This window comes from Nostoc sp. PA-18-2419, assembly GCF_005869855.1.
In the GTDB taxonomy this organism is placed as follows: domain Bacteria; phylum Cyanobacteriota; class Cyanobacteriia; order Cyanobacteriales; family Nostocaceae; genus Nostoc.
The window spans coordinates 91,677-114,726 of sequence record NZ_SZNH01000016.1; the positions used below are offsets into that span (position 1 = coordinate 91,677).

Here is a 23,050-nt window from a genome sequence, read left to right on the forward strand (position 1 = left end):
TTGATTTTTCTATCCTAATTACATCTGTTGTAAATGCTGGATGCTTAGCTGCTTCTGCTTCATCAGGGACTGACAAATAAAAAAATATTCCATTGTTGACACTCATCATTCATCAGTCACACTGAAAAATTTGAAATTATCAATATCTTTGATCAGCTTGCTTACGCAGTTGTTCCGACACCTTAGTAATATCTTTAGTGAAACCCAACATTACATTTAAATTAACGTTGGGTTTCATTTAATTTAACTAGCCTGATTATTTGGTGGTGTTGCATCCGGTGGCGTTTCGGGTGGCGAAGCTAGCGGTGCATCTGGAGCAATTTGCTGAGGAAAAATCTGTTCTTGGTTCTCAGTTTGGGTATCTGCTTCCACTGGTTCCACCACTTCCCAGGATGGGGGATTTGGTGGAATCGCTTCTGGTACACTCTCAGTTTTTGCTTGGGTGTCGGTAGTAGCGACAGTCCTCTGTACTGATTGTTTTGGTATGGGAGTAGTATTGTCGATAATCTCAACAGCAGGTTGCTCCCTCAGTACAGAGGTAATATCTTCAGGTTTGGGCTTTGTGGATGGCTTTGAACTCACACTCTGTTGCACCTTGTCTTTCACGCCACTCAAGGTGCTACCAATATCCTGTTGCAACTGACCTAGCCGTTCCTGAAAGGACAATTTATTTACCTGCTCCTGAATGCCAGTTTTCACTGTCTCAGGACTAGGTACTTGAGTTTGTTGTGCCTGTGGTGTTAGTTGCCGACGTAACGAAAGAGTTTGCCAGCCAAACCAGACCAAAAGAGCGACGCTAGCCACATGACCCAGCAACAAACCTCCAGAAATGCGTCGTGCAAACACCCATAAGACTAAAGCGTAGAACAGCCCGACACCACTCCAAATAAAATCATTCTTACGGTGGATTTCTGGGAAAAAGAAAGCTGCTATGTAAATGGCTAAACTACCAAGACCGACCACCAAAGCTAGGACATATGCCAGCATTATTGGGTTACTCCTTTGACTAGGGATTGGGTATGGGGCATGGAGTATTGGGCAAACAGGAAGTGTGGGAGGGGTGGGAGGTGTGGGAGGACGGGCAAGAAACCTTTCCCCCCTCTCTCCCCACACTCCCCACACTCCTTCATCCCCCCATTCTCCTCTCTCAATTGTTGATTTAGATACAACTTAAAATTAATTATCTGTGTTAGTTGTGGATTTTTGTCGTTGAGATCAACTCTTAAGGTCTTCTTTAGGAGATCGGCGAAAATCTCGGACTACCCTAAAAGATGAAAGGATCTGCAAGAGTTAGCCAAACAAATATATGACACTACAAAGCTTTGGTGTGATTGGATTAGCCGTTATGGGTGAGAACATCGCTCTAAACGTCGAGCGTAATGGCTTCCCAATTGCAGTTTACAACCGCTCCCGAGAAAAAACGGATGCCTTTATGGCGCAGCGTGCGCCAGGACGGAACGTCAAAGCCGCTTTTACTTTAGAAGAATTTGTCGCCTCATTGGAACGTCCCCGTAAAATTCTAGTGATGGTGCAAGCTGGTAAGCCAGTAGATGCAGTAATTTCTCAACTGAGACCTTTGCTAGATGAAGGCGATATCATTATCGACGGTGGCAACTCTTGGTTTGAAGATACAGAACGACGCACTCAGGAATTAGAACCCGCTGGACTTCGGTTTATCGGTATGGGTGTGAGTGGTGGTGAAGAAGGCGCGCTAAATGGCCCCTCACTGATGCCAGGAGGTACAGAAAGCTCCTACGAATATCTGTCACCAATTTTTAATAAAATTGCTGCCCAAGTTGATGATGGCCCTTGCGTAACCTATTGCGGTCCTGGTGGTGCCGGCCACTACGTCAAAATGGTACACAACGGCATTGAATACGGCGATATGCAGCTGATTGCAGAAGCATACGACTTGCTGAAAAATGCTGCTGGACTAGACCATAATCAATTACACGAAGTTTTTGCCGAATGGAACACCACCGACGAACTCAATTCGTTTTTGATTGAAATTACGTCAAAGATTTTCCCATACATTGACCCAGAAACAAATCTACCCTTAGTCGATTTGATTGTTGATGCCGCAGGGCAAAAGGGAACCGGACGCTGGACAGTGCAAACTGCAATGGATTTGGGGGTTGCTGTTCCGACAATGATTGCAGCGGTGAACGCGCGGATCATGTCTTCTTTCAAAAAAGAGCGGGTAGCAGCATCCAAGATACTTACAGGCCCTTCTGGCAAGTATGAGGGAGATACCAAAGCCTTTATTAACATGGTGCGGGATGCCCTATATTGCTCAAAAATCTGTTCTTACGCTCAGGGCATGGCACTATTAGCTACAGCTTCAAAAGCCTACAATTTTAACTTGAATTTGGGTGAATTGGCGCGGATTTGGAAGGGTGGCTGTATTATTCGTGCTGGATTTTTGAATAAGATTAAGAACGCATTTAACGTAAATCCCGCGCCACCTAACCTGCTGTTGGCTCCAGAATTCAAGCAGACGATTCTCGACAGACAAACAGCTTGGCGCGAAGTGTTGGTAACATCAGCAAAACTGGGAATTCCAGTACCAGCATTCAGTGCGTCATTAGATTATTTTGACAGCTATCGACGCGATCGCTTGCCCCAAAACCTCACTCAAGCCCAACGCGACTACTTCGGGGCGCACACCTACGAGCGACTTGATAAGCCCGGAGCCTTCCACACCGAATGGACACCGATTTCTGAAGCATCAGTACAAACTTCTACACCAAGAGAGCTACAAACTTCAGAACCAACTACACCTACAACATCTTCAAATTAGAGAGTTTTAGATTGTAAATTTGAAAGTGGCTCTGTTAGAGTCACTTTTTTTGTCAATTGTAGCAGGAGGCAGGAGGTAGAACTATTACTATTGTTAGCATTCACGCTTGTCATTATGTCCTAAGCTATGTAAGTACGGCTATAGGAGCAAAGCTTAAATAGCTTGACTTAAAACCTTTTAATAGAATAATATTATAGATTGTCTGTCTAATTCCTGCTCGGAACAGGTAGACACATTAGCAAAAGCTGGCAAAACCAGCTACCTGTACGGCAACTTCAAGGACAATTTCATGACCTACGCAATTATTGAAACTGGCGGCAAACAAGTACGAGTTGAGCCAGGGCGGTTCTACGATATTGAACTGCTTACAGCCCAACCAGATGAAAAAGTGACAATAGAATCAGTATTATTCGTGCAGCACGATGGGGAAGTCACCATTGGACAGCCGCTAGTATCAGGTGCGACTGTAGAAGGGACTGTACTGCGACATTTCAGAGGTCGTAAAGTCCTGGTATACAAAATGAAACCGAAAAAGAAAACCCGGAAAAAGCGCGGACATCGCCAAGAAATTACCAGACTTTTCATTGACTCAATTACTTTTAACGGTACAGTGTTTGCTTCCGAAGCAGCAACTCCTGAAAGCCCTATCATAGATGAAACTCCTGCCCAAGAAGCTGAAACCGTTGCAGAATAATAAATAGAAGTAGATACACCAAAGGAAATTATGGCTCATAAGAAAGGAACAGGTAGTACACGCAACGGTCGTGATTCTAACGCCCAACGTTTAGGTGTCAAGCGTTATGGTGGTCAAACTGTACGTGCAGGAAATATTCTTGTGCGTCAACGCGGCACCAAATTTCACCCTGGTAACAACGTCGGTATTGGTAGCGATGACACTCTATTTGCTTTAATCGACGGTGTAGTAACGTTTGAAAGAAAGGGTAAAACCCGGAAAAAAGTTAGTGTTTACTCAGTTGCAACCGTTGCTGAACCAGTAGCAAGTTAGAGTGATCAAGGTGGGTGAGAGTGCCCACCTTACTCGCTGATACTAATTTTGCGCTCTGAAAATCATCTGTGTGATTTCACCCATGCGTATCTCCCGACTCATCTGCTAGAGATGCTAAAGGTTTACTGTTATATAACAAATGCTTGCTAGAGTCTGGAGTGCATCAATTGTTGGTATCGATGCTGTTAAAGTAGGGGTGGAAGTCGATGTGTCAGGAGGATTACCGGGAATCGTGGTCTTGGGACTTCCTGATTCAGCAATTCAGGAATCGAGAGAAAGAGTTAAGGCAACACTGAAGAATGCAGGTTTTGCCTTTCCCATGCGAAAAATTGTGATTAATTTAACTCCAGCAGATTTACGCAAGGAAGGTCCTTGTTTCGATTTACCTATTAGCATGGGAATTTTGGCGGCTTCTGAGCAAGTTAGCGCTGATTTATTCGGGGATTATTTATTCTTAGGGGAAGTGTCTCTCGATGGGACTTTGCGTGCGGTGGCTGGTGTATTGCCGATCGCTGCTGCTGCCGAAAAGATGGGAATTACAGGTTTAGTTCTCCCTGCTGATAATGCCCAAGAAGCGGCGGCAGTTCAAGGTTTGGCTGTTTATGGCTGCCAACATCTTTCGGATGTGGTGGAGTTTTTAAACAATCCAGGGCGTTACAAACCTGTACAGATTAATTGTACAACGGAAATGGCAACAGTAGCTAACCCTAGCGCAGATTTACAAGATGTCAAAGGACAGACTCACGCGCGTCGTGCCTTAGAAATTGCTGCTGCTGGAGGGCATAATTTAATTTTTGTCGGCCCGCCTGGTAGTGGCAAAACCATGCTAGCACGACGGTTACCGGGAATTTTGCCGCCCCTGAGTTTTGCTGAATCTTTGGAAGTGACTCGCATTCACTCGGTGGCTGGTTTATTGAAAAATCGCGGTTCCTTAGTACGCGATCGCCCTTTTCGCAGTCCGCACCACTCAGCATCCGGTCCTTCTCTAGTAGGCGGTGGTAGCTTTCCTCGTCCGGGTGAAATTTCTTTATCTCACAATGGCATATTATTCTTAGATGAACTCACCGAATTTAAACGCGATGTTTTAGAATTTCTGCGTCAACCTTTAGAAGATGGTTACGTGACGATTTCCCGCACCAAATTATCGGTAATGTTTCCGGCGCAGTTTACTTTGGTGGCGAGTACCAATCCCTGTCCTTGCGGTTACTATGGCGATACTATTCAACAGTGTACTTGTTCTCCCCGCCAACGCGAGCAATATTGGGCAAAACTTTCTGGGCCGTTGATGGATCGGATTGATTTACAAGTGGCAGTGAATCGTTTAAAACCAGAAGAAATTACCCAGCAACCGACGGGAGAAGGTTCAACATCGGTGCGCCAACGAGTAGAACAAGCACGCGATCGCGCAATTACCCGTTTTCAAACAGAAGCAAATCTGCGTTGCAATGCCCAAATGCAAAGTAGTCATCTGCAAAAATGGTGCAAACTAGATGATGGAAGTCGTAATTTATTAGAAGCGGCAATTAGAAAATTAGGTTTATCAGCCAGAGCAAGCGATCGCATTCTCAAAGTAGCACGAACGATTGCAGATTTGGCAGCAGAGGAAAAGCTCAAAGCCAATCATGTGGCGGAAGCAATTCAATATCGCACGATTGATAGAATGCAATAATTAGGTTTTGAATTAACATATTTATGGGTATCAACCGCCGATGAACAGCGATAATTCACCAAATTATACAATTTTAGAACTTCAAGAACTTGATGTAAATTATGGCGGTATTCAAGCTCTGAAGAAAATTAATTTAAGTATTAAAAAAGGTGAGGTAGTGACTTTAATTGGTGCTAATGGTGCTGGGAAGACTACTACACTCAGGGCTATATCTAAGATAGTTAATCATAAGAGCGGTGGAATTATCTATGATGGACGAAATATTACCCGCCGCCAAGCTCATGAAGTTGTACAACTTGGTATTGCTCATTGTCCAGAAGGACGCAGAGTATTAGCGCGGCAAACAGTATTTGATAACTTACTTTTGGGTGCTTATATTCGCTCCAATCAAGCAGAGATTAAAGCAGATATTGGGCGGCAATTTGAGCAATTTCCCCGATTGTCACAAAGACGCAATCAACTAGCAGGAACTCTAAGCGGTGGTGAACAACAAATGTTAGCGATCGCTCGCGCTTTAATGAGTAAACCAAAACTCTTACTTTTAGATGAACCTAGCTTAGGTTTAGCACCAGCGATCGTCCGAGAAATTTTCTCAATTATTGAAAATTTACGGGCGACTGGCGTGACTATTTTATTAGTCGAACAAAACGCAAATCTGGCTTTACAAATTGCTGATCGCGGATATGTTCTAGAAGCCGGTTCTATCACTTTAACAGGTGCAGCATCAGAATTAATTAGCGATGAACGAGTTAAAAAGGCTTATTTAGGCTGATTAATTCAATTTGGAGGCAGGGGGCAGGAGGCAGGGGGCAGGAGGTAATAATTGTAACTATTTCTAGCATTCACGCATGTCATTATGTCCTAAAGAGTGTGACTACAGCTATGAGTGTCGAAAACTGCCTGTATCATAATTTTTAAGTATTCTTAAGTAAGTCCCGATTGAAAAACGTAAAATAGAATCTTTGCGATTACTTCCCTACGAGACGCTCTGCGTAGCTTGCTTCCACGTTCGCGTAGCGTCCTGTAGGGAAGTGGTACGCTTCACTCCGTTCCACTGATAATGACATTTCACGTTTAATTAGGTTGAGCTACTTAATTACAAATTACGAATTAGTATCAATCTCATCTCATACCTTGACAAAACTCATCTACCCAAGAAGCTACACTCCGGGCATTGGTGCTTGGTAATACATTTACTTTGCTTTTAATCTCTTGTAATGGTGTATTAAGATGCTTGGTACTTTTGGAAACTTCAGTAGTAATTGCCAGCGATCGCACTGGTTTACTATTATTAGAAATCTCCGTAGTAATTGCCAGCGATCGCACTGGTCTGCTATTACTAGATTTAGTCGCCAATGCCACCGCTGGCATAGTTTTGGCTTTGCTGTTTACCTGGGAGGTAATTGTCAGCGTTCCTCCAGAAGCTAACTGTTCAAGGGGTGATTCTAGTGGTTTATCTTCCCAGAGTAAACCGGAGTCTGACTGGACTGAATCTAACGTTTTTAGAGAACTATTGGAAGTAACTTTAGTAATAACTGCAACTAATGTCCCAGGTTTGGGTGTAGGAGCTAGCTCAGTAGTATCTGTAAGTAATATTACTGGTTGCTGTAAGCGTGGTAAATCTGATTGTAGCGTCTTCACAGGAGAATCAGACACAATTTTGGTAGTATTTAAAACCAATGGTACAGCTTGGCGATCGTGGGATTTATCCTCTAATACCTCACTTTCGACTTGGTTTTCTGATTTGATTAAACATAACTCTTGATCGGGATTGAAGTTGAGGCCTAAAGCTGCGACTATTTTATCGGGATTATTATTTAAATCCATCATAAAAGTAAGTATCTCATCAAACTGCGGTTCCAAAACAGACAGCGTTGCTAAAATAAAACCAGACGAAGGACGCCGCAAACCATTGTAAGTAGCCCAAATTCGGATTTTAACCAACCAAGAAATATTTTGCTCGTAGTAATTCAGCCACTTCTGTTTTAAGGATTGACGCAGTTCCTGGATATTCATCGAATGCCTCACTTAGGTCAAACAATTTTGGATAAAAGGATTTTAGATTTTCGATTCACCCCACTGATAAACAGATACAGCAGGAAGGCTAAACGAAGCTTGATAACTCGCTAACGCTAGATTATCGGCAATCTAAAATCTCAAATTGACACTCAACAACAGTGCAGACTTGATTTTTAGGAATGGAATCGATAATAGAGCATCTGTTCGACTCTTTGACCACCTAACAAATGCTGTTCTACCAGTAGAGATACTTCATCGGGCTGAACGCCACTATACCAGACCATATCGGGTAATACTAGTACCATCGGCCCATTGCCACATTGTCCCAAACAGCTGGTACCTGTTATTGTTACCCCAGGAATTGACAAAGCCGTGAAAGCTGCTAAAACTTTAGCAGCGCCTTGCTTTTTACAAGTGCGATTTTGACAAACCCGCACGCATCTAAAAGAAGAAGGTTGGTCTATTGTGGAATTTGATGATTGAGTAATGTTTGTCATTTGTCCTTGGTCATTGGTCATTTGTTCTTGGTCATTGGTCATTTGTTGTTTGTCGTTTTTTAAAAGCCAGAAACTAATGACTAATGACTAATAACTAATCTATTGAAAGTCCTTTTGAGGCTAACCATTCGCGGTTGAATATCCGCGACTGATATCGGGAACCGCTATCACATAAAATAGTAACGATGGTATGTCCTGGGCCTAATTGCTTGGCTATGGCAACAGCTGCACCAACATTAATACCCGTTGAACCACCCATTAACAAGCCATCTTTCTTCAGCAATTGATAAACTACCCGTAAAGCTTCTTTGTCATCGATTTGGATGGCGTCATCCGCAGGTGCGCCTTCCATATTGGCTGTGACACGACCATTACCGATGCCCTCGGTGATGGAATTTCCTTCTATTTTGATTTCGCCTGTTTTGACATAGCTATAAAGTCCACTACCCAAAGGGTCAGCAACAACACATTTAATTGCTGGATTTTGTTCTTTTAAGTACAACGCCACACCAGCAAAAGTACCACCAGTACCAGTTGCAGCTGTCCATGCATCTATTTTACCATCTGTCTGTGCCCAAATTTCTGGCGCTGTGGTTTCGTAGTGGGCACGGCGGTTAGCTAAATTATCAAACTGATTTGCCCAAATGGCGTTTTCTAATTCGGCAGCTACTCTACCAGATAGTTTGACGTAGTTATTTGGGTCTTTATAGGGTACAGCGGGAACGGGACGAACTTCTGCTCCCAAGGCTGTGAGTGCGTCTATCTTTTCTTGTGATTGAGTATCCGGGATAATAATTAAACATTTGTATCCTTTGGCGTTGCAAATATGCGCTAGTCCAATGCCAGTATTACCAGCGGTTCCTTCGACAACGGTACCACCAGGTTTGAGTAAACCTTTCTCTTGTGCGTCTTCGATGATGTAAAGTGCAGCGCGGTCTTTGACGGAACCACCAGGATTAAGAAATTCTGCTTTACCAAGAATTTCGCACCCTGTTTCTTCACTGAAGCTGTTTAAGCGAATTAGAGGTGTATTGCCAACAGCGCCGACAAAGCCATTTTTGATGTCCATTTTGACTCTACCTTTGTTTTCTTCTATAAAAATTTTGGCTTATAGCAGTGGGATAATTAACAGCTGATTTGCTTAAAATCTGATGATGTGTAAGTCGAAGCGGTTATCAAAGGGATCACCTCTAGTTCAAGAATGGCACGCCACTCCATTAAACATCTCTCCTTGGTATGATTCTATTTTCCATAAATAACAATACTGACTTGTATTTCTTATTTTTACGCAAGTCATTCTTTTGGTGAGACGGTAATTTTTGTTTTGCCACAAATTTCCGGAAAGTGAATACATTTTGTGGGAGCTAACTCCAGCTGATGGATGCTGAGATTATTTGTTTGCAATGGCGTGAACAGCAATGACATCTAAAAGCATAGGCGTAGCCTGCTGTAGGCATCGCCAAAAATAACTTGAACTAGGAGAATGTATATTACGAGAACGAGAAGTTGAATTGCGACTTCGAGAAATGGAAGCTAAAATTTATACTGCTGGTGCGCTTTTTCATCAAACTGTTAAGCATCAGCCGGAAAATTCCCAAAAACCTTGGATGAAAAAACTAATTCTTGGTGGGAAGTTGTTTGGTCTTGGTGTGGTTGCGTTGGTTGCAGTTAGGATACCCTCAGTATTAGCTGGGTTTATTATTGTTGCTGCATTACGGTGGATATCTTATAAGTTATTTTTTGAATCCAAAAAAATCAATCCTTAATCCGGGTGTGACTATTATGAGCGAGCAGGTAGCAACTGACAGATTTATCAAAGATTTAGACCGTGTTGCTCAAGTGCGATCAGAAATTTCTGGATGTTTGAGTCAACTTGCTGAAATAATTGATAAAGCTGAGTTGGCTGGGGATTCTTCATCAGGAAAACTCAGTTTAGAACGAGATATTGATGATATTACAGTAGCTAGCAAAAACCTCCGTCAAGGTGTATTTCGCCTTTTAGTGTTGGGCGATATGAAACGGGGAAAAAGTACGTTCCTCAATGCCTTAATTGGAGAAAACTTATTGCCAAGTGACGTTAACCCTTGTACAGCAGTGTTAACAGTTTTACGCTATGGAGTAGAAAAGAAAGTTACAATTCATTTTAATAATGGCAAAAGTCCAGAACAATTGGATTTTCAAAATTTTAAATATAAATATACTATCGATCCGACTGAAGCAAAAAAACTAGAACAGGAGAAAAAGCAAGCATTTCCTGATGTTGATTATGCAGTAGTCGAATATCCCTTAACGTTACTAGAAAAGGGAATTGAAATTGTTGATAGTCCAGGATTGAATGATACAGAAGCGCGAAACGAGTTATCATTGGGCTATGTAAATAATTGCCATGCAATTTTGTTTGTGATGAGAGCTTCTCAACCTTGTACCTTGGGTGAACGGCGGTATTTAGAAAATTACATCAAAGGTCGAGGATTGACAGTTTTCTTCTTAGTTAATGCTTGGGATCAAGTGAAAGAATCATTAATTGATCCTGACGATATAGAGGAATTAAAAGCATCTGAAGAAAGATTGCGGCAAGTATTTAAAGCAAATTTAGCAGAATATTGTTCTGTAGATGGCCAAAATATTTATGACGAGCGCGTATTCGAGCTTTCATCCATTCAAGCACTCAGACGACGGTTGAAGAATCCCCAAGCTGATTTAGAGGGGACTGGTTTTCCCAAATTTATGGGATCGCTGAATACTTTTCTTACCAGAGAAAGAGCGATCGCAGAACTTCGTCAAATCAGAACCTTAGCTAGACAAGCTGTTAATCACACTCGCGAAGCTGTTGCAAGAAGAATACCATTACTCGACCAAAATGTAAATGAATTGAAAAAACGAATTGATTCAGTAGAACCTGAGTTTAACAAACTTACAAATATTCGGGATCAATTTCAAGAAGAAATTCTCAATACCAGAGATACTCAAGCAAGAACTATTTCTGAATCCTTCCGCAGCTACGTTTTAAACTTAGGTAATACTTTTGAAAATGATTTTCTACGCTATCAACCAGAATTAAATTTGTTTGATTTTCTCAGCAGTGGTAAACGCGAAGCTTTTAACGCTGCATTGCAAAAAGCTTTTGAGCAATATATTACTGACAAATCTGCTGCTTGGACATTAACCGCCCAAAAAGATATCAATGCAGCTTTTAAAGAACTTTCTTACAGTGCTGCACAATATGGTGCATCTTACAGTCAAGTAACAGACAAAATCACCGAAAAAATTACGGGACAAAATATTAAAGTCAATACCACTAGCACTACTGAAGATGATAACTCACCTGCTTGGGCAAAATGGGCAATGGGATTATTGTCACTGTCTAAGGGAAATCTTGCTGGTGTCGCACTAGCTGGAAGTGGATTTGATTGGAAAAATATCTTGTTAAATTACTTCACTGTAATTGGTATAGGCGGGATAATTACAGCGGTGACGGGTGTTTTTCTCGGGCCTATTGGGTTTGCGCTGCTAGGTTTGGGAGTAGGGTTTTTGCAAGCAGATCAAGCGCGTAAAGAGTTAGTGAAAACGGCTAAAAAAGAGTTAGTCAAATATCTACCTCAAGTAGCGCATGAGCAATCTCAAGTTGTATACAATGCGGTGAAGGAGTGTTTTGACTCTTACGAAAGAGAGGTGAATAAGCGGATTAACGATGATATTGTTTCTCGTAAATCTGAATTGGATAATTTGGTTAAGCAGAAAGAAACCCGGGAAATTAATCGTGAAAGTGAGTTCAAAAGATTAAAAGTATTGCAAGAAGATGTAATAGCTCAGTTGCAAAAAATTGAGGCGGCTTATAGTAATTTATTAGCTTACTATAGCTAAATGAAGTAATGTTTAATTATTTGTGAAAACCTTTATTTTATCTGCACTTTGCTGTTTATATAATAAATTTTCACAATTAAAATAAGAGTTTTTTCTGATGTTTATCTCTAGAAAAGTAAGGAAATGAAGAATTAAACCACAGATAAATACTGATTTGTTTGTCTGTGGTTCATAATATTCTAAATTTCTGTTTTTTAGGTTGTGAATATAGAATAATCTCACGCAGAGGCGCAGCGGAAAGTCTGAGCGCCGGCTTCCGGCGTAGGCGCCCGGAGGGCGGCTTGCCGGAGGCATCAGAACTTTCCAAGACAGAAGCGCAGAGAAGAATACTTGTAATAGAGTATTTTGTTAAATTTTTTGAAATTGAAACTAAAATTCAGAAAGTATGCAAACAGAGTATGAACAACTAGCAGATTTGCTAAAAAAAGCATCTGTATTACTAAATTTAGAATGTAAATTGCAACTGCATCAAGATATAATTTCTATCTGCAATTATTTAACTAATCCTAGTTTTCGGATTGCGGTATTTGGTCCTTTTAATCATGGTAAATCTACACTATTAAATGCCATTTTGGGTACTCGCACGTTACCGATTGATTTAATTCCTACTACAGGTGCGGCGATTACTATTAAATATAGTACTGATGTGCAGACTCGTATTATGTTGGTAGATGGTACTGAAATCTACCACAGTGGGACGGAAGTTTTACAGCAATTTGCTATTCTTGATGGTAATAGACAGATGCGAAAAGATGTAGTATCTGTAGAAGTTTTTTGTCCCCATCACTTTTTAGAAATGGGTGTAGAATTTCTCGATTTACCGGGAACTAATGATAGAGAAGAACAAGATAATTTAGTACGACAGCAACTTTTAAGTGCAGATTTAGTTATCCAATTATTGGATGCACGTAAGTTAATGACTTTGAGCGAACGGGAAAGTTTGCGAGATTGGCTATTAGACCGAGGGATTAAAACAGTTGTTTTTGTTGCCAATTTTCTGAATTTACTCGAACTTGAAGAACAAAAACAAGTACAAAACCGTTTGCTCTTTGTTGCGGAAAGTTTTCGAGCCGAATTACCTTCAAGTTTTAGTAATTTATATCGTGTTGATGCTTTACCCGCCTTACGAGCTAGATTAAAAGGCGATGTCGCAGAAGCTAATAGTAGCGGTTTGGTGGCTTTTGAAACGGCTTTACAAAATATTGTGGGGATTTTACAACAAAATCGTGGTAGTGTACGTTTGCCAAGAATAGAGGCGATCGCCACTCAAATTCAACTATTATTAAAAGCGAAAATTGATTTAATTGCTAATGAAATAAAATCATTTATTGATAAACAAAATACCAAAATTGAAATAAAAGAAAAAGCTGTTAATTTGATTAAACAAGGCTTTAGTACTAGTATTTCTGAATTACGTGACTGGTTAAATTTAGCCAATTTGCTAACAAAATATCAAGCTAATGGTGCAGTTGCACTCGCAGAAAATAACTTTAAATCATGGGAAAATACTCTCAAAAAAGATTTGAATCAATTACAATTAGCTACAGTGAAATGGCTTGATCAAGCTTACGAATTTTTTCAAGCAGAAAGACCAGAAGATTTATTAATTCCCTTTCCTAGCGAACCCAAAATCACATTACCTCCCAAGCCAACTAATAATGATTTGATTGAACCTGGTTCCATCGCAGTTGGTGGTGGTATTGGTTGGTTGTTGGGGGGGCCTGTGGGTGCTGCTGTGGTTGGCAGTATTTCTTATTTATTAAATAAAAATATTCAAGAACAAGAAGAAAAATCAGCCAATGAATCTTATCATCAGCAAGTTGCTAAACTCTGTATAGCTGCAACAAAAGATTATTTATCTGATTTTAATAGTCAAGGATTAGCAATTTTGGCTGCATACGAGCAAAAAGCTGAAAAAGTAATTTACTTGGAAGTCATTCAAGAATCGTTAGAAATTACTAATAAACGTGAAGAGTTACAAGAGTTACAAAATACTTTTAATGATTTACTACGAGAGTTAGAAAAGGTAAAAATTCCTGTAAATTATCAACATTATCAACAAATCCCTAAATCAAAAACAATTAATAATCGATATTCCCCACAACCAGAGAAAGTTAAAGATTCTCCCCAAGCCCAGACAAAGGTAGAGTCTCCTCGTCAGGAAGTTTCTCCACCACCAAAAACTTCTGCTTCTCCACGTCCAGAAGAAGTGGAGGCGAAATTTTATAACTGGGAACTTGATGAGGAAATAGCACGAATGAAAGCAGAAATGCGAGCGCCTGGTTCTCAAACTAGCAAACAGCAAAATACAACTCCAAAAAATCAAGTATCAAATCCCCCCAAAACCCAGGCACAAAAGGATAAAATTACTCGCGCATACAGTATTTTAGAATTACAACCCAATGCTTCTTTAACTGAGCTAAAGCAAGCTTATCGAACTTTAGTAAAAAAATGGCATCCAGATTTATTTGTTGGTAAGCCGGAACTCCAAAAACAAGCACAAGAAAAAATGCACTTAGTTAATGAAGCTTACACAATTTTGACTGAAAATTAAAAGGTTTTTTGAGATTTAATCCTCATTTCATTTTTGGCTGTACAGTTAACAAGTAAATATAGAAGAATGAAACTGTTGAATGAAACTTATGCAACTGCTATCTTTGAGGAACGGTTTTTTGGCATTAACCTTTGCGGCGATCGCTTCAGTAAGTGGATTACTCACAGCCTGTTCTAATGCTGCTTCTCAGAACCAAACCCAAGCCCCAAACGCAACTGCTACCAATGCTAGCGACAATCACATGAATCACAGCATGGGAATGGATTTAGGCCCAGCCGATGCTAATTTTGATTTACGGTTTATCGATGCGATGACACCACACCATCAAGGGGCTTTAGAAATGGCCGAAGAAGCACAGCAAAAATCTAAACGTCCTGAAATTAAAAAACTAGCAGACAATATCATCAAATCTCAAAACCAAGAAATTACTCAAATGAAGCAGTGGCGACAAGCTTGGTATCCGAGTGCAGGAACTAAACCAATGGCTTATGACAGTCAAATGGGTCACACTATGGAGATGTCATCTGACCAAATGAAAGCGATGATGATGAATCAAGACTTAGGTGCAGCTGATGCTAAATTTGACTTGCGTTTTATCAATGCGATGATTCCTCACCATGAAGGCGCTGTAAAAATGGCACAAGATGCCTTAACTAAGTCTAAGCGCCCCGAAATCAAGCAATTAGCCCAAGAAATTATCAAAGCACAAGATACAGAAATTAAACAAATGCAGCAATGGCGAAAAACTTGGTACAAGCAGTAATTTAGTGAGGGGGATGGGGGACTGACAATTAAAAAAATAATCAATCGTTGTGTAGGCAGGGGGGCAGGCGGGCAGGGAGCAGGGGGAGAAAGAAAACTATCATCTAAATAAATTGGTTAATTTATTCTCTGGAAGTCCCTGGGAAGGTAGGGGGATGGGGAGGTAGGGGGAAAGGAGAATTACTAGTTTTGCAGAACAGGGCGATGAATTTAGCCAGGCAGGGGGGATGGAGAAGAATTTTATCAGTTGCTAAATCATCCCTTAATTCAATAACGCCAAATTACTTTCTCCCTACCTCCCCATCCCCCCATCCCCCCATCCTCTTCCCCAGTCCCCTCACTGCCCTGTCGGTGTTCCTTCTTCAACTGGACGGATAATCGCAGCAGGTGGTGTGACTTCTGGTTTAAAAATTGCTTGTAATGCTTGTTCTAATGTTTGTGCCATCACAATCCGGTTTTCGTAAGCCACAACTACTCGCACTAAAGTTGGCAAGCTATTTTGTGTAGCTTCTAGATAAATTGGCTCGACGTAAAGTAGCGATTGCTCAATGGGAATTACTAATAAATTTCCCTGAATGGCTCTCGAACCTTGGCGATTCCATAGAGAAATTTGCTGTGAAATTACTGGGTCTTGGTTAATCCGTGCTTCAATTTGTTCCGGGCCGTAGATTAGTTTTTCTTTAGGAAAAATATATAACAATAACTTCCCGTAATTAACACTATCGGATCGCGCTGCTAACCAAGCGATTAAATTAGTCCGCTGTTTGGGAGTATAGGGCAAAAGCAGGATAAATTCTTCAAAGGTTACAGTAGGTAGACCAGTAATCAAATAATACGGCTCTACTGGACGGGGTTCGCTGCCATAGATTTCGTTAGGAATTTGCCACTGGTCTTCCCGGTTGTAAAATACTTGGGGATCGGTCATGTGGTAGGTCATCAACCGCTGAGATTGAATTTTGAATAAGTCCTCAGGATAGCGGATATGATTGCGGAGGTTAACTGGCATGGTGCTGAGCGGTTTGAAGGTGTTGGGAAATATCTTTGACCAAGTGGCAATAATTGGATCGCTGCGATCAGCAATATAAAAGTTAACGATGCCGTGGTAGGCATCAATCACTACTTTCACAGAGTTACGGATATAATTAATACCCTCGCTACCTGTGTCTGAGTAAGGATAGCGATCGCTTGTTGTGTAGGCATCCACAATCCAGTAAAGATAATTTTTCCCATTTGGGTAATCTGGATTGGTATTTTGAGGATTTGCATCAGCAGTCACCAAATAAGGGTCGCTGTCAAATTGCAAAAAAGGGGCGATCGCTTGAATTCTTTGCTTGATATTCCGCCGCAATAGCAGTTTTGTATCGGGTAAAAAGTCCTGGGTGAAGACCATCTGCCAATCTTTCAAATACATGGCATATAGCCAGCGACGCCATCCTGAACCAATTTTAATCCCCCCCTGTCCATCGTAAGAGTTGTAAACATTGTCACTACCACTGGGGTAGTCCAATTCTCTAACTTTTGTACCAGTCATCACATAAGTATTAGTGATTTCACCGTAATAAATCCGGGGTTTTACAATGGGAATACTTTCACGAATACCTTGACTAGAAGTTGTCAGGGCGCTACTGTCACTGCTAATATCTTTGACAAAATATTCTGGTAGCCCACCCGGCGCTACTGTATTCACTGGGCTAACAGTAAACCCGAAACCGTGGGTATAAATTAGATGGCGGTTAACCCAGGTTTGAGCCTGCTGTGGTACAGCACCGTAGTCTAATTCTCGTGCAGCAATTAATACCTGACGCCGTTCTACTCCAACTAATTCCGGTTTCGACGCTGCGGGGACAGATGCTCTGTCTGAACTAACCTCTGTTTTCAGAGTATAGCGATCAATATCGGCATCGGGAAACCGATAGTATGGTCGAATTTGTTGTAGCTGACGGTTGGTTTCTAGTAGTGGTCGCTCATCCCAAAGGCGAATATTGCGAATTGTTAAGTTATTTTTTTGAATATCAGCTTCAGTTAATGTTCCTTGGGGGTTGAAGGTTTTAGCATCGATCGCTTCTAAATCGAATGCTTGACGAGTCAAGGCAATAGTACGCTGAATGTAGGGTTGCTCTCTTTGTAATTCATTCGGTTGGACAATTAAATATTGCACCACAGTTGGAAGAACAACGTCAGTTACAGGAACTAATATTAGATAAACGCCTAATCCGTAAACCACCAAGCGGCGATACTGAGATTTGGGTTTCCAGAACAACGTTCGCCAAAGTAGGTAAAAGGCGATGCCAAGAGCCACAACGCATAAGAGAGTGTAAGCTGGCAACTGGGCGGTGACATCGGTATAACTAGCACCATAACTGACTCCACGGGTAGAATAAACCAGTTCATAGCGACTTAGCCAATAACTCAAAGCTACTAAGAGCATCAACAAGCCACCCATAGCAGATAAATGACGCTGCTGCTGGGGTGAAAAGCCAGGGAAAATGCCCTGACTCAAACTCTCAGCTGACAGGAGATAAGTTAGGCTGACGGCGACAAAGCCATACAAAAATAATCCCATCAGCCAGAGTTCCAGCAGTTGCCAAAACGGTAAGGAAAATATATAGAAGCTGATATCTTGACCAAATAAAGGCTCAGTAGTGTTAAAAGTAGTAGGGTGAAAATATTCGAGTACTTTTGCCCAGTTTTGAAATAGTATCGACCCAAAAATGGTGCTGAAGATAACTGCGATCGCTGCGAGTAAAAATCCAGGATAAATTAAAATAGCGATCGCCCCTGCCACAATTAAGCCGAGATACCAAATTTGAGAGACAATCTGCCTTAAAAGTTGCCAGATTCTCTGCGGTCGGAATAGGGCGGGAATTGGTAAGTTAGTGTTATCAATTGGAGAATGCCAGTAGGAAAGAGCAATTTGCCCGTAGTGAGCCAGCATTAACCCGATCAACAAGCTGAATATCAAAACTAGGGGCAACAACCACGGTAATTTTAATGGTTTTAAGGCTTGCGTCTCAGGTCTTAAGATTCGCTCGCGTCTGGAATAATCACGACTGAGAAAGTTTTTTGAGTCACTTTTAAGCTTAACTTCTTCAATCTTCAAAGACCGGGGATACTTTAGCCGTTGTGCTAGAGCCAGGTTTATCAGTAGATAGGCGGCACTAACACTAGCTACCACTACCCACAAAATACCACGAGTCACTAGCCGGACTAGAAATACTCGCAGGTAGCCGACTTCCTCAAACCAAAAAATTTCTGCTCCCAAGCGGGAAACTAAATCCAGGAGTACCCAGAACCCCAGGAATACGATAAATACTCTAAAGCTCCATTTCCAGAACATTCCCTGGCAGCCAATCTAGTACTTTTCATAATTCTAGTCCTCACAAAAGACTATGAAGCAACAATCCCACCGACTTTAGCCAATGGGATTGTCAATACTTTGATTATGTGGAGTTATTTCGCTGATAAAAGTAGCACAGGCACGTTGATTTCGCGCTGTAGATGTGCAGTTTTAATTACTGAACAACGAATCCTTCCGGTCTGATGGCGTCTTCCAAGTCAACTCCCATCAGGTTTACTCCCTGCATATTTGCGTTTGTGAGATTTGTGTTTTCTAAGTCTGCGTCCTGCAAGTTTGCCGCTTGGAGGTTAGCTCCCAATAAGTTAGCCTTCTCTAAGTCTGCATCAAACAGGTTTGCTCCCGCCAAATTTGCTCCGGCGATGTTTGCTTTGCCTAAATCTGCTCCTTGTAAGTTTGYTCCTTGCAAGTTTGTTTGCTGTAAGTTCGCTCTTTCAAAATCTGCTTTTTGTAGATTTGCACCTTCCAAGTTTGCCGCTTGCAGATTTGCATCTTTAAGAACTGCACCAGTCAAATTACACCCGACACATTCTTTGGTTGCTAGTAAACGTTTAACGTTCGCTGCTACCGACTCCACTGGTAATACAGTTGGAGGCATTACTGGAGCTGGTTCCAAAATTGGCGATACAGTTGGAGGTATTACCGGAGCTGGTTCCAAAACTGGCGATACAGTTGGAGGTATTACCGGAGCTGGTTCTAAAGCTGGTTGGGATTGTTTGGGTATGGATGGTGTTAGTGTTTTAGCTTTAGCGCTAGGCTGGTCAACTAATAAAAATGCTACTACAAGTACTAGAAATACGGCAGTTAAGATCCGCTGAGTTAATTTTTTTAGATTTGGTTTATTCATTAGTTCCTCTCTATTGTCATTTGCAGTGATGAACTTACTTTTGTATGAGCTACCAATAATGTGCTTGATTTTCACTTTAAATATACTAATTGATAACAGCAAATATTATTTTTATTCAAAATAATAAATACAGGTGATGAATAAATGCTTTACAGATGGGAAACCAGAGGTCGATTTTTTGAGCAAATCAGCTACATGATACCCATCAAGAGTTTTGAGTAGCTAATTGCACAGATGCATAGCGGCGAATCAAAAAGTATAGTATCCCAATGTAGGAAGTAAAGCATGAGGCGATGGTGTTATGCCTAATGGGAAAGCATTGCCAAACTCGGTAAAAGTCGATATGTTTCACTTTTAATCAAGATAGACAGTCCCAAGTAAATTAAGATAAAGGGAAAGACTTTTCGACCATAGCGAGTTAGAACGGGAGTCATCAAAGGATTACGAGTTAGGCTATAAGAAAGTAAGCACCACGCTCCAATAGCCAAATAGCAAACACACACAATTACACTCAAACTTGGAAGATTGCTAGTAGCAAACAATGGTACATAGATCCCAATATTATTTCCACCATTGGCAATAGTAACTGCTGAAACACGGTATGTTTGTGGGTCGCGGATAATTGCCAACAATGATTTTTTCTGCCGCCCAGATTTGCTAAGAGAGGGTAAATTTATTGACACATCTTGCACTATCTCTCCACTGTCTTCTCGACCGATCAAATTACTGATACCAATGGCGATGGGAAGTATACCTAATAAACCAATCCAGGTACTTGGAATAACCAGACCACCGAAGAAAGCAGGGAGACTAGCAAAAACTAATGTAGTAAATCCGAGAAATTCACCGATAATAACATGCTTAGGACGAAAGGTGCGATTAACTTTTCCAAAAAAAACCGTCAAATATAAATTGTCGTCAAAGGTAGTTGCAAAAGCGACAGAGACCCCAATAATTACCGTACTAATTAGCCAACTCATGGTCGTTACTCACAATGATTCAATGCTCTTTGCTCGAAGTCCTTCTCTGCTTCTCGATGTGATGGCAGTTTAGGAGATGTTGTGATTGTTTTGCCTAGCGACAATTAATTGAAGTTCGCTAGTCATTAGCCAATTTCCCAATTTTGAGGATTTTGAAGAGTGATGCCTACGGTGGTAAACTACGCCTCCAATTAAATTCGCATCAAATTGGTGATTTTTTTCTCAGCAAGGTACCCTGGGAGTTCATGGTGTCAATATTATGACTTTTAACCGAATAAGAGCAAATACTCTTGTTTTTTAAAATGATAAATTAAAGTGATTAATAGTTTTACCTTACTCAGTAGTGAGTCCTGACTCATCAAAGTTCAAATCTCAGCCAATCCAGAATTTAGGCACTCCAAATTTAATTAATAATTATGAATTAAATTCAAGATGGATTTCGTTAAATGCTAAGTAAATTTCTGTCACTCAAGTCTGAAATCTTCTTGGCAACTAGCGATCGACATCGGTTAATATAACTAATCGCGCTCTGACTTTACAGTAAATCCGGTTACTAATACTATGTAGGAGCATACAGTTGTACGCCCCTACATAGTATTAGTAACGTTTAATTTTTTCAACTTGTAATTATGCTAACTAGTGTTGACCGTTTATTATTTGTCCGCCGAGTCCCGATTTTTAAGGAATTGCGGGATGATTTTATTGTACGGCTGACTTCAGTGATGAACGAACTATCGTTTCCAGCTAATTACACGATTTTTAGGCAAGGAGAAGAAGGGCGATCGCTCTACATTGTCGTCTCGGGCCGAGTCAAAGTTCACATCGGCAATAAAAAGCTAGCAGAGGTAGAACAAGGAAAATACTTTGGTGAAATGGCAGTATTTGATACTCAACCTCGTTCCGCCACTGCCACCACTTTGGAACCTTGTGAATTTTTAGAACTAACTCAAGAGCAATTGTATGATGCCATTGAAGAAACCCCAGATATTGCAGTGAATATCATTCGTGAGTTATCGCGGTTGATTCGCAAGCTGAATGAGAATGTTGATGTTAACGCTTCATAGTTATTTAATTCTATCAATATAGCAAGAGGCAGGAGACAGTTCGCGTAGCGTGTCGAAGACAAGGCAGGAGGTAGAACTACTACTATTCCTAGCATTCATCCTTTCAAAATATCCTAAAGGGTATGAGTACAGCTATATTTAAATAATTTTTATATTTATTATAAATTACGAATTACAGTTTTTGAATAACAAAAGCTTTTAATGAATAATAATTTTATTATTCAAATAAGACTGCTATAACTTCTACATTGCTGAATAAACTGCTGTGGTATTTCTACACTTTCTCCCCAATGCAAATGAACATAAGAAGCATAAACGTTCATAGGCAAACCCCATCCTTCGTATCCCATATTTTCTTCAGAATCGTAGCGAGAAGTGTCAAATAGGGGCTGATTGGGAGTTGAAGTTAAACGGGAACGATGAAACTCGTGTCCATAAATAGTTTTACCCGCCTTCACCAAAAGATTATCTTGCAAAGCTACAGCACGCCGATATCCTAAAGTTAAACGTCCACCCATCAGAGCAGACGTTGGTAAAACTCCCACCATTGGCCAAGATTTAGCTTCAAAATCGGTAATTTGCTCGCACAAATACATTAATCCACCACATTCGGCAATTGTGGGCATTCCTTTGAGAATTGCTGTTTTCACCGCATTACGGGCGGTGATATTTTCTGCTAATTGCTGAGCAAAAACTTCTGGAAAACCACCCCCAAAATACATTCCTTGGACATCTTTTGGTAGTTCAGCATCTACTAGAGGACTCCAGTAAACTAGTTCTGCACCAAGTTGTTGCAGCAAATCGAGATTGTCTTGGTAGTAGAAATTAAAAGCGCGATCGCGGACAATGGCAATTCGGACTGGGGAGTATGGAGTAGGGAGATGAGGAGATGAGGAGATGGGGAGAGGTTTTGATTTTAACAAGGGTAATAGGCTCTGCCAATCGAAGCAGGTATCTCCTAAATCGGCAAGGCGATTGATAACAGCATCGAGTTGGCGAAGTTCGGCTGTGGGTACTAAACCCAAATGGCGATCGGGAATTGTAATATTATCTTGACGCCGCAGCACACCGAGAATCGGTAATTGTAGGGATTTTAAGGAGTCTTTGAGCAGAGATAGATGGCGATCGCTCCCCACTCGATTTAAAACTACCCCAGCGATTTTAATTTGGGGATCGAAAGATTTGTAGCCGTGGGCGATCGCGGCCACAGAGCCAGACAAACGGCTACAATCAATTACCAACACCACAGGTAAATCTAATAGTCGCGCGATGTGTGCGGTACTGGCAAAATCAGTTGATTTTCGCTTTTCTTTCCCATGCTCCATGCCAGATTCCCTATGTCCAATTCCATCAAATAGCCCCATTACTCCTTCTACTACGGCATATTCACTTAGTTGGCTATGACGGGCAAAACATTGTTGCACGTAAGTTTCAGAAGTTAGTACTGGATCTAAATTTCGACAAGCACGATTAGTTACATGTTGATGAAACATGGGGTCGATGTAATCTGGGCCAACCTTGAAAGATTGCACGGAGCGATCGCGACGACATAAAGATGCTAAAAGGGCGAGCGTAACTGTTGTCTTGCCCACCCCACTACGTTCTCCAGCAATGATTACAGACATAAAAAAGT

Annotated in this window: 17 protein-coding genes and 1 pseudogene; 10 read left to right on the forward strand and 8 right to left on the reverse strand. The window is 41.1% G+C overall.

Annotated elements, in window-relative coordinates:
* Positions 1–243 precede the first annotated feature (243 nt).
* Positions 244–987 (reverse strand): Ycf66 family protein, encoded by a 744-nt coding sequence (locus tag FCR06_RS17680; protein ID WP_138501979.1) that lies wholly within the window; start codon positions 985–987, stop codon positions 244–246.
* A gap of 319 nt (positions 988–1,306) precedes the next feature.
* Here FCR06_RS17680 and gndA point away from each other — a divergent pair.
* The 5 genes and pseudogenes from gndA to FCR06_RS17705 all read left to right on the forward strand — a co-directional run.
* Positions 1,307–2,728 (forward strand): annotated as a pseudogene (gene gndA, locus FCR06_RS17685) (NADP-dependent phosphogluconate dehydrogenase); the annotation flags it as partial.
* A gap of 361 nt (positions 2,729–3,089) precedes the next feature.
* Complete coding sequence (gene rplU / locus FCR06_RS17690) at positions 3,090–3,494, forward strand: 50S ribosomal protein L21 (protein WP_138501983.1); 405 nt, start codon at positions 3,090–3,092, stop codon at positions 3,492–3,494.
* 30 nt (positions 3,495–3,524) lie between these two features.
* A complete protein-coding gene (gene rpmA, locus FCR06_RS17695) occupies positions 3,525–3,806 on the forward strand; it encodes a 50S ribosomal protein L27 (protein WP_138501985.1) in 282 nt (93 codons plus the stop codon).
* 139 nt (positions 3,807–3,945) lie between these two features.
* Positions 3,946–5,475 carry a YifB family Mg chelatase-like AAA ATPase gene (locus FCR06_RS17700; RefSeq protein WP_138501987.1) on the forward strand — a complete coding sequence of 510 codons (1,530 nt, stop codon included), beginning with the start codon at positions 3,946–3,948 and terminating at the stop codon, positions 5,473–5,475.
* A 40-nt stretch (positions 5,476–5,515) separates the two neighbouring features.
* Positions 5,516–6,247, forward strand: coding sequence for an ABC transporter ATP-binding protein (locus FCR06_RS17705; RefSeq protein WP_138501989.1), 732 nt, complete (start codon positions 5,516–5,518; stop codon positions 6,245–6,247).
* A gap of 350 nt (positions 6,248–6,597) precedes the next feature.
* On the opposite strand, the gene FCR06_RS17710 is transcribed toward FCR06_RS17705, so the two are convergent.
* The 3 genes from FCR06_RS17710 to FCR06_RS17720 all read right to left on the reverse strand — a co-directional run bounded on the left by FCR06_RS17710 (position 6,598) and on the right by FCR06_RS17720 (position 9,060).
* Positions 6,598–7,491, reverse strand: coding sequence for a DUF5331 domain-containing protein (locus tag FCR06_RS17710; RefSeq protein WP_138501991.1), 894 nt, complete (start codon positions 7,489–7,491; stop codon positions 6,598–6,600).
* 176 nt (positions 7,492–7,667) lie between these two features.
* Positions 7,668–7,991, reverse strand: a complete 324-nt coding sequence (locus FCR06_RS17715; RefSeq protein WP_138502069.1) for a (2Fe-2S) ferredoxin domain-containing protein — start codon at positions 7,989–7,991, stop codon at positions 7,668–7,670.
* Positions 7,992–8,085: 94 nt separating this feature from the next.
* Complete coding sequence (locus FCR06_RS17720; RefSeq protein ID WP_138501993.1) at positions 8,086–9,060, reverse strand: cysteine synthase A; 975 nt, start codon at positions 9,058–9,060, stop codon at positions 8,086–8,088.
* Between the two features lie 457 nt (positions 9,061–9,517).
* Here FCR06_RS17720 and FCR06_RS17725 point away from each other — a divergent pair, with 457 nt between their 5' ends.
* From FCR06_RS17725 to FCR06_RS17740, 4 genes are all read left to right on the forward strand, one after another.
* Positions 9,518–9,757: a hypothetical protein gene (locus FCR06_RS17725; RefSeq protein WP_223280178.1), complete on the forward strand. Its 240-nt coding sequence runs from the start codon at positions 9,518–9,520 to the stop codon at positions 9,755–9,757.
* Between the two features lie 16 nt (positions 9,758–9,773).
* Positions 9,774–11,855, forward strand: coding sequence for a dynamin family protein (locus tag FCR06_RS17730; RefSeq protein WP_138501995.1), 2,082 nt, complete (start codon positions 9,774–9,776; stop codon positions 11,853–11,855).
* A 385-nt stretch (positions 11,856–12,240) separates the two neighbouring features.
* Positions 12,241–14,409 (forward strand): dynamin family protein, encoded by a 2,169-nt coding sequence (locus FCR06_RS17735; RefSeq protein WP_138501997.1) that lies wholly within the window; start codon positions 12,241–12,243, stop codon positions 14,407–14,409.
* An 88-nt stretch (positions 14,410–14,497) separates the two neighbouring features.
* Positions 14,498–15,172 (forward strand): DUF305 domain-containing protein, encoded by a 675-nt coding sequence (locus FCR06_RS17740; protein ID WP_189523468.1) that lies wholly within the window; start codon positions 14,498–14,500, stop codon positions 15,170–15,172.
* Between the two features lie 336 nt (positions 15,173–15,508).
* On the opposite strand, the gene FCR06_RS17745 is transcribed toward FCR06_RS17740, so the two are convergent.
* The 3 genes from FCR06_RS17745 to FCR06_RS17755 form a co-directional block, all read right to left on the reverse strand.
* Positions 15,509–18,508, reverse strand: a complete 3,000-nt coding sequence (locus FCR06_RS17745; RefSeq protein ID WP_138502001.1) for a UPF0182 family protein — start codon at positions 18,506–18,508, stop codon at positions 15,509–15,511.
* 175 nt (positions 18,509–18,683) lie between these two features.
* A complete protein-coding gene (locus tag FCR06_RS17750; protein WP_138502003.1) occupies positions 18,684–19,373 on the reverse strand; it encodes a pentapeptide repeat-containing protein in 690 nt (229 codons plus the stop codon).
* Between the two features lie 305 nt (positions 19,374–19,678).
* Entirely contained in the window at positions 19,679–20,353 is a 675-nt protein-coding gene (locus tag FCR06_RS17755) for a cadmium resistance transporter (protein ID WP_138502005.1), read from the reverse strand.
* 629 nt (positions 20,354–20,982) lie between these two features.
* Here FCR06_RS17755 and FCR06_RS17760 point away from each other — a divergent pair.
* Positions 20,983–21,417, forward strand: a complete 435-nt coding sequence (locus tag FCR06_RS17760) for a cyclic nucleotide-binding domain-containing protein (RefSeq protein ID WP_138502007.1) — start codon at positions 20,983–20,985, stop codon at positions 21,415–21,417.
* A gap of 221 nt (positions 21,418–21,638) precedes the next feature.
* Here the strand turns inward: FCR06_RS17760 and FCR06_RS17765 are convergent, their stop codons facing one another.
* Positions 21,639–23,042 carry a cobyrinate a,c-diamide synthase gene (locus FCR06_RS17765; RefSeq protein WP_138502009.1) on the reverse strand — a complete coding sequence of 468 codons (1,404 nt, stop codon included), beginning with the start codon at positions 23,040–23,042 and terminating at the stop codon, positions 21,639–21,641.
* Between the last annotated feature and the right edge of the window lie 8 nt (positions 23,043–23,050).

Coding starts and splice junctions, on each gene's coding strand:
- FCR06_RS17705 (WP_138501989.1), top strand. CDS start 5,516: ATGAACAGCGATAATTCACCAAATTATACAATTTTAGAACTTCAAGAA.
- FCR06_RS17730 (WP_138501995.1), top strand. CDS start 9,774: ATGAGCGAGCAGGTAGCAACTGACAGATTTATCAAAGATTTAGACCGT.
- FCR06_RS17715 (WP_138502069.1), bottom strand. CDS start 7,991: ATGACAAACATTACTCAATCATCAAATTCCACAATAGACCAACCTTCT.
- FCR06_RS17680 (WP_138501979.1), bottom strand. CDS start 987: ATGCTGGCATATGTCCTAGCTTTGGTGGTCGGTCTTGGTAGTTTAGCC.
- FCR06_RS17755 (WP_138502005.1), bottom strand. CDS start 20,353: ATGAGTTGGCTAATTAGTACGGTAATTATTGGGGTCTCTGTCGCTTTT.
- rplU (WP_138501983.1), top strand. CDS start 3,090: ATGACCTACGCAATTATTGAAACTGGCGGCAAACAAGTACGAGTTGAG.
- rpmA (WP_138501985.1), top strand. CDS start 3,525: ATGGCTCATAAGAAAGGAACAGGTAGTACACGCAACGGTCGTGATTCT.
- FCR06_RS17725 (WP_223280178.1), top strand. CDS start 9,518: ATGGAAGCTAAAATTTATACTGCTGGTGCGCTTTTTCATCAAACTGTT.
- FCR06_RS17740 (WP_189523468.1), top strand. CDS start 14,498: ATGCAACTGCTATCTTTGAGGAACGGTTTTTTGGCATTAACCTTTGCG.
- FCR06_RS17710 (WP_138501991.1), bottom strand. CDS start 7,491: ATGAATATCCAGGAACTGCGTCAATCCTTAAAACAGAAGTGGCTGAAT.
- FCR06_RS17720 (WP_138501993.1), bottom strand. CDS start 9,060: ATGGACATCAAAAATGGCTTTGTCGGCGCTGTTGGCAATACACCTCTA.
- FCR06_RS17765 (WP_138502009.1), bottom strand. CDS start 23,042: ATGTCTGTAATCATTGCTGGAGAACGTAGTGGGGTGGGCAAGACAACA.
- FCR06_RS17700 (WP_138501987.1), top strand. CDS start 3,946: ATGCTTGCTAGAGTCTGGAGTGCATCAATTGTTGGTATCGATGCTGTT.
- FCR06_RS17735 (WP_138501997.1), top strand. CDS start 12,241: ATGCAAACAGAGTATGAACAACTAGCAGATTTGCTAAAAAAAGCATCT.
- FCR06_RS17745 (WP_138502001.1), bottom strand. CDS start 18,508: ATGTTCTGGAAATGGAGCTTTAGAGTATTTATCGTATTCCTGGGGTTC.
- FCR06_RS17760 (WP_138502007.1), top strand. CDS start 20,983: ATGCTAACTAGTGTTGACCGTTTATTATTTGTCCGCCGAGTCCCGATT.